Here is a 13341-nt window from a genome sequence, read left to right on the forward strand (position 1 = left end):
TAAATTCTCACGAACAACTCATTGCTAACTATTATACAACTTGTAAACAGTGGTTGTAAGCTTTTTATTGTCTCAAAAATTGCCGTAAGTAAAAACCACCATTAATCAGTTCCTCTTTTCTCTTAAAAGTCATTACAAAGTGTGTTTATAAGGTTCTAATAATGGTGAATTTCTCTTAAAATATACTCATCACTGATGAACAGTGTTCAATAAGATGTGTTCCCCCTGGGATAATACCCCGTGAACCTACGATATGCTTCTACTTGTGCTTTTAAGTCTCCTGATTCGTTAAAATTATCCCAGCTCGTCCGGTCTAAAAATACATATCCTTCAAAACAGCTCGCTGATAGTTTAGCTCCAAACTATACGCTTTTCCCGGCTTTTCCTCTGACTATATGGCGGATGTGGGGTTGACTTAAACTTACTATTCTATCTTCTATGCTCTGTTTGTTATTGTCAAATAACCATTGCTGTTGGCGATAAACTTCTGTGAGGACTAGCAAGGTTTTATATTGCTTTTTGTTCAGACTTTCTAGGGTCGCGCCTGACTCAATTAGCTGTTCAATATGAGCTAGGTTTCTTTTGATATATTGAAGTTGTTTTTTCATTGCCTGTCTTCTTTTTTTTCGGGTGGGCCGTCTTTGTTTGGCTACTGCTAAGTAGTCTTTTCTTGCTAGATTACGGTAGGTTCTTGGTTTTTTATTGGTTTTATCTTTGATCTGTTTATACAGGATGTCTATAATTTTTTCTGTATGGACTCTGGCTTTGTTTAATAGTCCTAAGTCGGTCGGATAGGTAATATCGGCTGGGGCGCAGGTCGCATCTATGATTAATTTTCCGCGATGGGATGACTCATTTTTGTCCGAATCCTTTTTTTTTGTTTTTGCAGGGGTGATTTCGCGCATTTTTTCGATCATTCGTTCGTTCACTTTATTAATTAGGTTGGGACTAATACGCCCGTCGAAAGTGAACTAATAGTGATGGATCAAATGGCAGCTCGTTACTGTAGCTTGATTGACCGATAAAGTATTGTAGATAGGGGTTTTCACGGATCTGTTCGACAGTTTCACTCGGAGCTGATTCCCAGTTTATCTTTGATAATTAATGCTCCCAACGCCATCCGAAAGGATTTGGCTGGTGCCCCCATTTCTGTGGGGAAATTTTTAGCATATTCTGCTTCAAATTCTGACCACGGGATTACTTGGGCCATTTTTACCCAACGGTTATCTAGTGACAACCTTCCAGATGAGGGGAGTTCAAAGTCGGAGGGTGAGGCGGGAGCAAGCTCAGCTTTTCTGTACACTTTCGCACTGGGTGATGCACGGGTTTTGACCTATTTTACCTGTTTATTTTGCACTTTATTCTCGATCGCGTACTCGAAACCTTTCACGACGCAATATGCGAGCGATTATTCAGCAAGCCCTAAATAAGTCTGACACCCAGATATCGGGACGATGTTCTGCGAGAACTTCGTTTATTACCCCTGTTCCTCTACTCGGACGGATTACGTGTAAACAAACATCCTGGTTCTGAAACACCCACTCCCATTGGTTCTGTCCGTTAACTCTGGCACTCGTTTCATCTGAACAAATTAATTTTGCCCGCCGCAACCGTTGCAGTATTTGACTTACTTGATCGTCTAAACTGATTTTAACTTTTGCCAACAGGTTTGCGATTGCTCCTTCGGAAATCTTGAGTCCAAAAACCGATGCCAATATGGACGATAGCCGTTCGTAGCTAATGGCATGAGTGTAACGGAGATATGTGACGCGAGCTTTGAATTGAGGCTCTTCCTTACTTGGCATGCTAAACTAACAATTAAAATGCCAAGTAAGTAAACATCTATTTTTGTAATTTTCAAAATTCCTAAAACCATACGCAGAACGTTTTATTAACTTGAGCTTGTTGTTGATACCCTCAACAACACCACTTGTTGTTCTATGATCAAAGTAAGCAATTATCTCATCAAGCCAATTGGTAATAGTCTTCACACTTTCAGGAAAATATTGTTTGGCTCTTTTCTGCCAGCTCCCAATTCTCAACAATCCCCTGAACCAATTATTTTTTATTTTTTCAAATATTTTTCGGAATTTTTCTTTTAATTTATGCATTTCTGCGAGGGCAGGACACACTTTTTGAACTGACGTTAATTTGAGCTTTTGCTTTTCCTTTAAACTCGTTTCATTCTTTAGTAACGAATATTTGCTGTCATTTATTCCCTCTAATATTTCTTGATATTTTGCTATTTTTTTGGGCGACTTCGATTTTTTGATAGAATCTATTACTTGCCTTCTTTCACGCTTTCTTTGTGTGTCTAACTCATTGTTTACTTGTACCATTACATGAAATCTATCCGCTACTACTTGAGCATTTGGCATAAATTTTTGTACTAGGGTTTTGTAACCTTTCCACAAATCTATACTTACTTCTCCTATTTTTTCTAAAACCTCTGAACCCCATGATTTAAGGACTGGCTCGATTTCAGCTTGTGTTCTGCCTTTGACAATTGTAATTAATTTAGATGTTTCTAAGTCTATTAATACGGCACAGTAATTTCCTTGGCTTTTTCTTAAAGCTATTTCATCAATTCCTAGTTTTTTTAAAGTTGATGGTCTTGACGATAATTCTTCTGAAGCATCTGACAACATTCTTTCTATTTCTTCTGTTGTCACTACTCCTTGTTTTGCTACACTGTGAATATCACTTGACAATAATGATTTGATTGTGCTATTTGCTAGTCGTTTTGTATAAGTTCTTCGGTTGTTCACAAAGTCTAATTTTTCGCTAAATGGTTTGCCACATTTTTTACATTTAAACTGTCGCCTGTTTATTTCTAAAAATACTGGCTGCTCTCCCCACGATAAATCTTTTACTACATATCGATGATTTTGATGTAATCTATTACTTTTTGTCCCGCAATGATGACAATGACTTTCTCGCTCGGTTGACTCCACCTGTAATATTATTCCAATTCCTGGTTGTTGACTCATTTGAGTTACTTTAATTCCTTGTATATTCAGGAGCTCTGTTAGAACTTTAGTACCCTTTTTTGTGGTCATGACTGTAATTCGCTCTCAAAAACTATTGTGACTATTTATGATTAACAATTAAACTAGCCCAAATATCAACCTGGACAAGGACTTGATTTACATTTTGACATATTTATTCAATTTTTTTTACTTATTTAGCTATTGATTTAGCATAGTAAGTAATGAAGAACCTGAATTGAACTGCCAAACGGTGAGCCTGGTTCCATTCCCAATGGTACAGGTGCAACATACTCGGTCTGACAGCAGGCACACCGACCACCATAACGTTCGATTCGAGTGATGATCGGGCGAATTGGGGGTAGTTCGATTTTTTCGTAGACGGATTGTAACTTCTGGGCGGTGGCGGTGACTTTCTCTCCACACTGAGGACAATTTTTCAGTTGAGCGATGATTGTTTGGTCGGGATGAGGGTGTAGTTCTCTTCTCCCTCCTACTATTCGTAGGCTTCTTTGTCTTTTTATCCCCTCAATTTTCGCTGGCTTGATGTTGGGCTTGAATCCTTTGGACAGCGGAGTGCTGGAATTTTTGCTAGTTTTTTTGGGAGATGGCTCTGGCGCAAGGTTCGTAGGTGGCTAATGTTGCGCTGAGTTTTTGGATTTCTTGCCATAGCTCTACTATCAAGGCTTCTTTTGCCTCGTTCGATAGTTGCTTTAAGTCGGGGAGTTTTTCCATTCCTTTATCTAATGTCTATCTCGTCTTCTTGTCAAGGGGGTTGAGCAATTACCTTTTTTTACCATAAATCGGTCATAACCCCGTCATCTGTATTGGTTGATCTATTTTATACCATAAACTCAGGAGAGCCAGAAACGTTATATAGGGCTTGCTGAATAAGCCTAAAACCCTTACATCAAAAGACTTTGGCTCGTTTAGGCGCTGATAATGTGTAAGACTCGCAGCTCAAATGAGTCAAAAGCCGATCACACCATCACTTTCGTAATGTACCGAAAAGTTGACCCAACCCCAAAAGAGCCATCCAACTTTGACCTCCCCTTCGAGGGGCAATTGTCAGATGATAATCGTTGGGTAATCATGGCAAAACTAATTCCGTGGTCAGAATTTGAAGTAGAATATGCTCTAAATTTATCCGTAGATATGGGAGCTCCAGCTAAATCTTTTCGGATGGCATTGGGAGCATTAATAATTAAAGAAAGATTAGGAACTAGCGATCGCGAAACAGGGCGAACAAATAAGGGAAAACCCATACCTACAATACTTTATAGGCATAACAACCTATAGTAGTCAAGCACCATTCGACTCATCTATGTTCGTTCATTTTAGGCAGAGAATAGGTGTCAATCTCGTCAATAAAATCAATGAAAAAATGGTCAAAGAGCAGACAGAACTGCCAGGAGAGGAAGTCGAAAAAAAATCATCAGAAATAAATGAGCCTAAAAATCAAGGAAGATTAATATTAGACGCAACCTGCGCGCCAGCCGACATTAAATATCCGACAGACTTAGGACTATTAAATCAAGCAAGAGAACATACCGAAAAAATCATATAGCCTTTCTCACAAAGATGAGGTACAATAACAGCAGTGTGTAAACCAGTTAAAAATATTTTCTGATGTAACTTGCTCGAACGCAAACTCAATGGCTTTTCCTAATTCTTGATAATTAGTAGTCTTCCTAGAACGGAGAATAATTTTAAGTTTTGACCACAGATTTTCAATTGGTGAAAAATCTGGTGAATAAGGTGATAAGTATATTAATTTTGCCCCTTTTTTTTTGATCGCTTTTTTCACTTCTTCTCCCATGTGAATAGAACAATTGTCCATCACTACACAAGCACCTTTCCATAGTTTTGGCACAAGTTTTCTGATAATAAAAGCTTCAAATGTAATTGCATCAGTTCCACCTATTAGATTAACGGATGTTAAGATTTCATTAACTGACATTGCTCCAATTATTGACACATTTTTGCCACGCGCAAGTTGGTCTTGGCCCCTTGGCTCTTTCACCTTTTAAAGCTCTAGCATATAACCTAACCATTGCCAAATTAACTCCAGATTCATCAATGAATATTAAGTCTTTAAAACTAATATTTTTAATTGTTTCCCAAAACTCACATCGCAGGATTTGAACTCGCTCAGTTCCTTTACCTGAAGGGAAGAGAGTTTTTTTTTTGAAAGTTATGTCTAAGAGTTTTATCATTCTTCCTATTGTTGCTCTACTCACGGAAAATCCAATTTTCCCATAAAGTTTGGGACGGAGTTCTTCAAGGGTTGCATCATTATTTTCTTCAATCAATTCCGCCAAAATGAGTAATTGCTCCGCATTAAGTTTGCCTTTGGCTCCACATCGGTCAGTTCAGGGAGCAATGTTTTTTGTTTCACGATACTGTTTAAGCAATTTTTGTACAAAGCTCAGGGCTACCGAAAAACGCTTAGCTATTGCTTTTTGTGAAATGGGTTCAGCATGATAAGTATCAAGGATTTTTTGCCTAAAATCAATCGAATAAGTTTTCATTTTTAACAATGTATGAAGAGGAGTACAAGTTTACTTTTTGTGAGTCAACTTCTTCGTGCTGTCAGAAAAATGTTATTATGTGTGCTATCGCTTTCCCGTGGCTTGTGCGTAACCATGTAATTCTAGTTCAGTCGCTCGTTCGTGTCTTCTCTGTTTGACCCTCATGAGTGTCAGTAACATGATACCTCATCTTTGTGAGAAAGGCTATAGATGCTCTACACACTCAAATTCAGTCACCCGTAAAAAAAACCAAAAACCTATCGAAACACAGCCAGAAAAGAATACCGGTGGAGTAGCCAAAAACCGGAAACCATCAAGAAAAGTACGAAGAAAAGGGATTAAAAACAACTCCAATATATCAAAAGAAATTTGGCTCACATCGATGAAATAGGTCAGCTACAGTTGCTGAGTAAATCTGATTATAAAAAGCTGCTCGTAGCCACAGAAGTATACCGTCAAGAGTTATCGATGTATGAAAAGAAAGAACAGAGTATTCAGGACAGCTTGGGTAAGTTTAACACAACCACATATTCGCCCCATCGTCAGAGGAAAAGCCGGGAAATCCGTGGAATTTGGGGCAAAACTGTCAGCGATTGGTCGTAACGGCTACGTGTTTTTAGACAGAATTAGTTGGGATAATCTCAACGAATCTTTAGACTTAAAAATACAAGTAGAAGAATTCAAAAGATACACGGGATTTTACCCTAAATCAATTCAGGTCGATCGCATATATCGAACGAAAAAAAATAGAGTTTTGTGCAAAGAAAGAGGGATAAGAATGAGTGGTGTCCCTCTAGAAAGACCACCAAAAAATATTAGTAAATCAAGGAAGAAACAAGCTCAATCAGACGAGATAATTCGTAACTTGATTGAGGAAAAATTTGGAGAAGCTAAAAGAAGATTCAGCCTTGGTAGAGTCATGGCCAAACTTGATAATACTTCTCAAACGACCATCGCCATAACTTTTGTGGTGATGAATCTTTCCGCCCTGCTACGGCAGGCTTTTTGGCTTTTTTTCTGTCTATTTCAGAACAAACACCTGTTTTCAGGTTTTCTGCCTTTAATGATTGGTAAAAACTATGTTTTGCCAAAAAAGCTTGAATAAAACTTATCTTGCTAAGACGATCGCGAATTCACTCATCTTTCTAAATGCTGTTTTCTGAGTTTTTCAGCAAGCCCTATATATTTCTGCGTCTCGGACTGATATAAAAAAAGAAAATTGAAAGTTTTGGTTTTGTTCCTCAACCTAACCTACACTATTAATAATTTGTGTAAGGGGAATGTTTATTACTAACTCTCATTATTCACGACACGGAAGTTACGGAAATACGGATAACTGTTGTTTTCCTGAGTCCTTCTTCTTTCTTGCTTCTTCCTTCTTCTTTCAACGTCCCAATTCCTCGTTACTAATTCCCAAATGACTCGCTTAGCCACAACAATAGAAGCCATACTTTACTTAAAAGGTCAGCCGGTCTCAATAGCAGAAATTGCCGAGATTGCCAAGTGCGATCGAGCCGAAGCCGAAGACGCCATCATCGAACTCATGTCTGACTCGTCCCACCGCGACAGTGCATTAGAAGTCGTCGAAACCCCCACAGGATACAGCCTGCAACTCAGAGAAGAGTTTGCCAGTTTAATGCAAACTTTAATACCTCCAGAATTAGGTGTTGGAGCTTTGCGGACGCTAGCGGCGATCGCCCTCAAAGGCGGCATCGCTCAGCCAGATTTAGTTAACTTGCGAGGTTCAGGAGCTTACCAACAAGTGCAGGAACTTGTAGAAATGGGTTTCGTCCGCAAACGGCGGCCGGCTGAGGGGCGGTCGTATTGGTTACAAGTTACCGAGAAATTTCATCGGTACTTTCAAGTAGACCAACTCCCAAAACAATTGCAAATTGACTTTCAGGCAAATTTGTACCCAAGCAATGACGAGTAGTTTGAAGTAGAATGTAACCAGCCAGAAATTAAGAATCGCCAAATGGTTTTTCACCCTGACTTTGACACATCCAATGCCCAACAAACCGCAGTCAATCCACTGCTGAAGTACCTCCAACACCAATCCCCGGAGGTTCTAGCCCTAGTCGCCAAGTCCGTCAGCCCCGACATCAGAGAAATAATCTCTCATAACGTTCAAGGACTTGTCGGCGTTTTGCCTTCAGAAAATTTTAACGTCGAAATTACCACTGACCGCGAAAACTTAGCAGGTTTGCTAGCTTCAGCGATGATGACAGGCTATTTTTTGAGGCAAATGGAGCAGAGGATGCACCTAGAAGAAAATTTAGCAAGCACCAGCTCGATTCAAACAAACTCGCCCAAAGACAAGTAAAAAGATCAACGGGTTGGGGAAGCCAGAAAGATGAAAGTTGTTCAGAAAAATCCATAATCCTGAATCCTGGAGGCACAGGGAATTAAGAAACCGGGCTGTTAACCGGGTATCCCTCGCCCTACACCGAGGATTTTGGTAAAAAACCCCGGTTGCTGCGTCCAAGACTATAAAGCATCAGATTTATCTTTCATCCTCCACCGTTTGCAAATAAATACCAGTGTCACAAAAGAATGCAACTGTAGGTAAGATCGAAATCCTTATGCAGTAAGTCATTCCCCATTCTTTAATCGAACCTCGAAAATGGTATTACCCACCGGCTGCGCTACCCGATAGGGGAAAAGCACCCGGACGTACTTTAATATTCTGAACTTGACCCAAACGGTTAATTTCCAGTTCGAGTTCTTTGCCCACAACAGTGTTTTCCACCCGTTCTTGCACGTCCCCGGGAGTGTTAACCGCAATTCCGTCAACTTTTTGAATGACATCTCCGGCGCGCAAGTCGGCTTTTTGGGCGGGGGAATTTTCCACGACTCGCGTCACGGCTACGCCTTGATCGAGGGTAATTTTATTATTATCGAGCTGTTTGTTGAGTTCTGCCTTGGTAGCGGCAGTCAAGCTGACCATTTGAATGCCGAGATAGGGATGTTCGGCTTTACCTTTGGCGAATAGCTGATCGGCAACTCGTTTGGCGGTTTCGATCGGAATTGCAAATCCCAAGCCCTGAGCGTCCGCGCGGATAGCGGTATTGATGCCAATTACTTCACCTTGGTCATTGAGTAGCGGCCCGCCAGAATTGCCGGGGTTGATGGCGGCGTCGGTTTGGATGAAGCGGACTCGCTTGTCGGGGATGCCGACTTGGGAACTTGATCGACCCGTAGCGCTGATAATGCCCACAGTCACGGTATTGTCGAGACCCAAAGGATTGCCGATCGCGATCGCCCACTGTCCCGGTACAATATTGTCCGATCGACCCAAAGCCACCTGCGGCAGTTCCTTAGCATTAATCTTAACCACAGCGACATCCGTCAGCGGATCGACTCCCTGCACCTTACCCTCAAACTCGCGGCCGTCTTTGAGCGTCACCTTGACAGTATCCGTCCCGGAGACAACGTGAGCATTAGTAACGATGCGGCCGTCAGAAGTGAGAATAAACCCGGAACCCGTACCTCTCTTGGTTCGTTCTTCCGGCTGCGGCAAATTCTCCCCAAAAAACCGACGAAACAAAGGATTTTTGAATGCTTCGGGGACTTGATTCGCCACCTTGCTCGATGCGTCAATCCGCACTACAGCCGGGCCGACTTTTTCGGCTGCTTCAGCAATAAAATTGGGATTGCTGCGATCGACCGCCCGATTTTCCAGAACTGGAGGAGAGGGATAGGGGGGGATTTGCTGGCGCACTACTGGCAAAACCAATCCGGTTTCCAGATTGTTTGAGCCTTGCAGATAGCGATTCCCCAACCATCCCATACCTCCGCCGATTGACAGCAAAGTCACATAAAGGGTCGTTTGCTTAAAAGATAAACTCATTTAATAACTCCCGCTAGATACCTCATCCCCGCAGACACGTTCGCAATCAAGCATTTTTGTCTTGGCGACGGGAAGGAAGCGGGGCGGGGCGTACCGCTTCCTCAAGAACATAGCTGTTAACAGGCAGGCGCTGATGGGCATCACAGGCAATTTTGCCGGATTTGCCAAGAGCGACTCACTCAAACTAATAATTCTCATCCTAACTTGGCTTAGCCTGGGATTTACAGTCTGGGGGGTGGCTAGAGCTTGTAAATATGAAGCTTCACAGGATTTAAAAATTGTCAACTGTCCCCAATGAATACTTTTTTATATAGATAATGAGGTTTAAACGCTTATTTCCGCTGATTTCTGCACTAATTTGGTCGATCGCACCCGTTGGGAAAACGGTGGCAAATACCGAGATCCCACCGGCAAATCTTCCTTCCGGTACACCTGTAGAAAACCCCGATCCCGCCCGCGATTGCCCGAGTCCGGCGATGTCTCGGTTGCGCCGCCACACTGTGGCCCAGGGCGAAACAATAGAAAGCATTGCGCGACAGTACAATGTGATTCCTGCGGCGCTGATCGGGATAAATCCGACGTTGCGGGGCGGTGAAGTATCTGCTGGAAGTGCGATCGTCATTCCTCCGTACAGTGGCATCGAGGTAGAAGTGCCTGCGGGCTGGAATTGGCAAAAACTGGCAGAAGCTTATAAAGTGGGCGCAGATTTGCTATTTGAGGCGAATGGGTGCAGGCCTTTGGGGAAAACGGTGTTTGTGCCTGCGGTGAATAGGTCGATCGGGTTTTCTATCAATCCCGATGCAACGCCATCGGTGCAAGGATTTCCGCTGCCCGCCCCAGCAGTGGAAGCTTTGCGTTACGGGCGGCAATTGCATCCGGCGCGGCGCGAATTTTTTTTCCACAGTGGCGTAGATTTTTTGGCGTCGGAGGGTACGCAGGTTTTGGCGGCGGGCGAGGGGACTGTCGCCTTTGCCGGGCCGCAGGGGGATTACGGGAATTTAGTGGTGGTGAACCATCAAGCGGGGAAGCAAACCCGCTACGCTCATTTGAAAGATATTGTGGTAAAAGTAGGTCAAAAAGTGCAGTCTGGAGAAGTTTTGGGAACTGTCGGGATGACGGGAAAACGGGACATTCCGCCATCTCATTTGCATTTTGAAGTTCGGTACAATTCCGGTTTGGGTTGGGTTGCTGAAGACCCGCTGCTTTATTTGCAAGCGACTATTAAAAAATAGGATTGTTAGTGTGCTGGGTGGGTGACAACCCGCCTAAATCCAGACGGGGTAAGGATTGAGCTGTGTTGTGGTTAAAAAAGATAGGCAGCATAATTATTACACGATTGCCTATTCCAAAAAATATGTTACCAACATTTTACCAGCCTCGCTTACAAAAACAACTGACGCAAACCCCGTTTATTTTACTCACAATCTTTTTGAACCTGATAGAATCCGAGAAACAAGTAACGATCGCACTAATCGGGTTTCCATTAATCACTTATTGGTGAACAACTTATTGCCCGATCGCACATTTCTCTCAAATTCGATCGGCCTGAAACCGACTGAAAATTTGTCTGCTTTGTGACACAGCCCGCCGGGGGTTTCAACCCCTGGCGGACTCGGCAACGAACCAACTAGCCCCTGGCGCGGACTAACTAACGGACTAACAAATCAAATTCGATCGCCCCCATCAATCCAAAAAAACCCGATCGCCCATCCACAAAAACCGATCGCCCCTTTCCCTAAAAGTCGATCCAAATACTATCTCTGAAAAATAAAAATTGCTCGCTCTTTTTAAGGCAAGTAACCCAAGGTAAATAATATGATATTTTCTAATTGTACCAGTATCTCTAGATTCACTTCACCAATTTTATTTCGCAATCTTGTTTTATCCAAAACTCGCAGTTGATGGCATAATGCCACTGAATCTTGAGTCAATCCTCCCTCACCGCCGGGAATCAAAACACAGGAAGGAAGAGATGCACGGCGCAGATTTGTGGTGAGAGGAATACTGATAACAGTAGTTGTGTATCTCGAAATTGTATCGTTTTGAAAAATAATTGTGGGACGCACGCCTGCTTGTTCGGAACCTTGTGTGGGATCGAGGTTTGCAATCCAGATTTCACCTCGTCTGATTGTCATGCCAAATCCTCATGTTTGAGGAGTTCTGAATATTCGCTGATTCCGAGTTCCGCAAGTTGTCGGTCTTCTTCGGCAAATTCGCTGTAGAGTTCAGCTAAGTTAGTTTCATCGAGCGCAGGAATACTCACTAATCTGGCACGGAATTTCAGGAAGGCTATAAATTCAAATACTTGTTGGAGTTGTTCTCGATCGAACTTTTCTAATTCTTGTTGGATTAACTCTCTCATGACAGTTATATTTGTTGTCAAGTTTTCTGTATTATAGCCCGATCGCCCCAATCAACAAAAAACCCGATCGCCCATCAACCCAAAAATCCGATCGCACATCCACAAAAAACTTGATCGCACATTTCTCTCAAATTCGATCGCCCATCCACAAAAATTCGATCGCACATTTCTCTCAAATTCGATCGCCCCAATCAACCCAAAAACCCGATCGCACATTTCTCTCAAATTCGATCGCCCCCATCAACCAAAAACCCGATCGCCCATCCACCCAAAACCCGATCGCCCATCAACCCAAAAACCCGATCGCCCATCCACCCAAAAACCCGATCGCGGGGCCCCAGAAACCGGGTTTTTTCCGAAATACTTCCCTACAACCCACAGATGTGGACAAAAACCTTGCTGTCAACTGTCAACTGTCAACTGTTTAACTCCCTCCAATCGCAGGAAATGCACCCGGCCCGAATCATCGCCCGCTACAACTGTCACTCCATCAGGGGCGATCGCACAGCACTTAAATCCATACTCTCCGCTGAAACTAGCGAGCTCTTTACCGCTAAGCAAATCCCAGATTTTAAGGGTGTTATCCCATAAAACGGAAATCGCTGTTTTTCCGTTTGGTGCGATCGCCACTGCATATACCGAGCCACTATGACAGGTGATGGTTCTAAGTTCGGTGCCTGTTTCGGTATCCCAGATTTTCAGGGTACTATTCCATGAAGGGATACTATTCCCTGAAGGGATACTATTCCATGAAGCAGAAATCGCTGTTTTTCCGTCGGGTGCGATCGCCACTGCATTTACCCAGTCATTATGACAGGTGAGAGTTTTGAGTTCCGAGCCTGTCTCGGTGTCCCAGATTTTCAGGGTTTTATCCTTTGAAGCGGAAATCGCGGTTTTGCCGTCTGGTGCGATCGCCACTGCATTTACATCGCCAGTATGACCGGTGAGAGTTTTGAGTTCCGAGCCTGTCTCGGTGTCCCAGATTTTCAGTGTGTGATCATTGGAAGCGGAAATCGCTGTTTTGCCGTCTGGTGCAATCGCCACTGCATTTACATCGCCAGTATGACCGGTGAGAGTTTTGAGTTCCGAGCCTGTCTCGGTGTCCCAGATTTTCAGGATTTTATCCCATGAAGCGGAAATCGCTGTTTTGCCGTCGGGTGCGATCGCCACTACATTTACCGAGCCACTATGACAGGTGAGAGTTTTGAGTTCCGAGCCTGTCTCGGTGTCCCAGATTTTCAGTGTGTCATAATTGGAAGCGGAAATCGCTGTTTTGCCGTCTGGTGCGATCGCCACTGCATTTACATCGCCAGTATGACCGGTGAGAGTTTTGAGTTCCGAGCCTGTCTCGGTGTCCCAGATTTTCAGGGTACAATCGTATGAAGCGGAAATCGCTGTTTTGCCGTCTGGTGCGATCGCCACTGCATATACCGACCCACTATGACAGGTGAGAGTTTTGAGTTCCGAGCCTGTCTCGGTGTCCCAGATTTTCAGGGTACTATCCTGTGAAGCTACAATCGCTGTTTTACCGTCGGGTGCGATCGCCACTGCATATACCGACCCACTATGACAGGTGAGAGTTTTGAGTTCCGAGCCTGTCTCGGTGTCCCA

At 43.2% G+C, this 13341-nt stretch carries 11 protein-coding genes and 4 pseudogenes; 6 read left to right on the top strand and 9 right to left on the bottom strand.

Annotated elements, in window-relative coordinates; all coding sequences use genetic code 11:
• Positions 1-227 precede the first annotated feature (227 nt).
• The 4 genes and pseudogenes from QUA58_RS28975 to QUA58_RS28990 all read right to left on the bottom strand — a co-directional run.
• Positions 228-1303 (bottom strand): annotated as a pseudogene (locus QUA58_RS28975) (IS5 family transposase); the annotation flags it as partial.
• A 109-nt stretch (positions 1304-1412) separates the two neighbouring features.
• The gene (locus tag QUA58_RS28980; protein WP_333397552.1) at positions 1413-1805 is read right to left on the bottom strand and encodes an IS66 family transposase; all 393 of its coding nucleotides are present in this window, start codon (positions 1803-1805) and stop codon (positions 1413-1415) included.
• A 6-nt stretch (positions 1806-1811) separates the two neighbouring features.
• Entirely contained in the window at positions 1812-3059 is a 1248-nt protein-coding gene (locus tag QUA58_RS28985) for an ISL3 family transposase (protein WP_333397555.1), read from the bottom strand.
• Positions 3060-3578: 519 nt separating this feature from the next.
• The gene (locus QUA58_RS28990; protein WP_333397557.1) at positions 3579-3722 is read right to left on the bottom strand and encodes a hypothetical protein; all 144 of its coding nucleotides are present in this window, start codon (positions 3720-3722) and stop codon (positions 3579-3581) included.
• Between the two features lie 264 nt (positions 3723-3986).
• Between QUA58_RS28990 and QUA58_RS28995 the strand changes: the two are divergent.
• A pseudogene (locus QUA58_RS28995) lies at positions 3987-4551 on the top strand (transposase); the annotation flags it as partial.
• A 9-nt stretch (positions 4552-4560) separates the two neighbouring features.
• On the opposite strand, the pseudogene QUA58_RS29000 reads toward QUA58_RS28995, so the two are convergent.
• A pseudogene (locus QUA58_RS29000) lies at positions 4561-5518 on the bottom strand (IS630 family transposase).
• A gap of 243 nt (positions 5519-5761) precedes the next feature.
• Between QUA58_RS29000 and QUA58_RS29005 the strand changes: the two are divergent.
• The 3 genes and pseudogenes from QUA58_RS29005 to QUA58_RS29015 all read left to right on the top strand — a co-directional run.
• Positions 5762-6623: pseudogene (locus tag QUA58_RS29005) on the top strand (transposase); the annotation flags it as partial.
• A gap of 312 nt (positions 6624-6935) precedes the next feature.
• A complete protein-coding gene (gene scpB / locus QUA58_RS29010) occupies positions 6936-7451 on the top strand; it encodes an SMC-Scp complex subunit ScpB (protein ID WP_006635908.1) in 516 nt (171 codons plus the stop codon).
• Positions 7452-7493: 42 nt separating this feature from the next.
• Complete coding sequence (locus QUA58_RS29015) at positions 7494-7841, top strand: DUF760 domain-containing protein (protein WP_333397558.1); 348 nt, start codon at positions 7494-7496, stop codon at positions 7839-7841.
• Positions 7842-8147: 306 nt separating this feature from the next.
• Here the strand turns inward: QUA58_RS29015 and QUA58_RS29020 are convergent, their stop codons facing one another.
• Entirely contained in the window at positions 8148-9368 is a 1221-nt protein-coding gene (locus QUA58_RS29020) for an HhoA/HhoB/HtrA family serine endopeptidase (protein WP_333397559.1), read from the bottom strand.
• Between the two features lie 317 nt (positions 9369-9685).
• On the opposite strand from QUA58_RS29020, the gene QUA58_RS29025 reads away from it, so the two are divergent.
• Positions 9686-10600: a M23 family metallopeptidase gene (locus QUA58_RS29025; protein ID WP_333397561.1), complete on the top strand. Its 915-nt coding sequence runs from the start codon at positions 9686-9688 to the stop codon at positions 10598-10600.
• 555 nt (positions 10601-11155) lie between these two features.
• Here the strand turns inward: QUA58_RS29025 and QUA58_RS29030 are convergent.
• Together QUA58_RS29030 and QUA58_RS29035 are read right to left on the bottom strand one after the other, a co-directional pair.
• Positions 11156-11503 carry a type II toxin-antitoxin system PemK/MazF family toxin gene (locus QUA58_RS29030; protein ID WP_333397563.1) on the bottom strand — a complete coding sequence of 116 codons (348 nt, stop codon included), beginning with the start codon at positions 11501-11503 and terminating at the stop codon, positions 11156-11158.
• Positions 11500-11730, bottom strand: a complete 231-nt coding sequence (locus QUA58_RS29035) for a hypothetical protein (protein ID WP_333397565.1) — start codon at positions 11728-11730, stop codon at positions 11500-11502. The genes QUA58_RS29030 and QUA58_RS29035 overlap by 4 nt, the downstream gene beginning before the upstream one ends.
• A gap of 14 nt (positions 11731-11744) precedes the next feature.
• Here QUA58_RS29035 and QUA58_RS29040 point away from each other — a divergent pair, with 14 nt between their 5' ends.
• Positions 11745-12158 (top strand): hypothetical protein, encoded by a 414-nt coding sequence (locus QUA58_RS29040; RefSeq protein WP_333397568.1) that lies wholly within the window; start codon positions 11745-11747, stop codon positions 12156-12158.
• On the opposite strand, the gene QUA58_RS29045 is transcribed toward QUA58_RS29040, so the two are convergent.
• Positions 12133-13341, bottom strand: a 1209-nt coding sequence (locus QUA58_RS29045) for a WD40 repeat domain-containing protein (RefSeq protein ID WP_333397571.1), incomplete at its 5' end; no start/stop codon positions are given. The two genes, QUA58_RS29040 and QUA58_RS29045, sit on opposite strands and share 26 nt — an antisense overlap.

The organism is Microcoleus sp. N9_A1, assembly GCF_036701795.1.
GTDB lineage: Bacteria > Cyanobacteriota > Cyanobacteriia > Cyanobacteriales > Microcoleaceae > Microcoleus.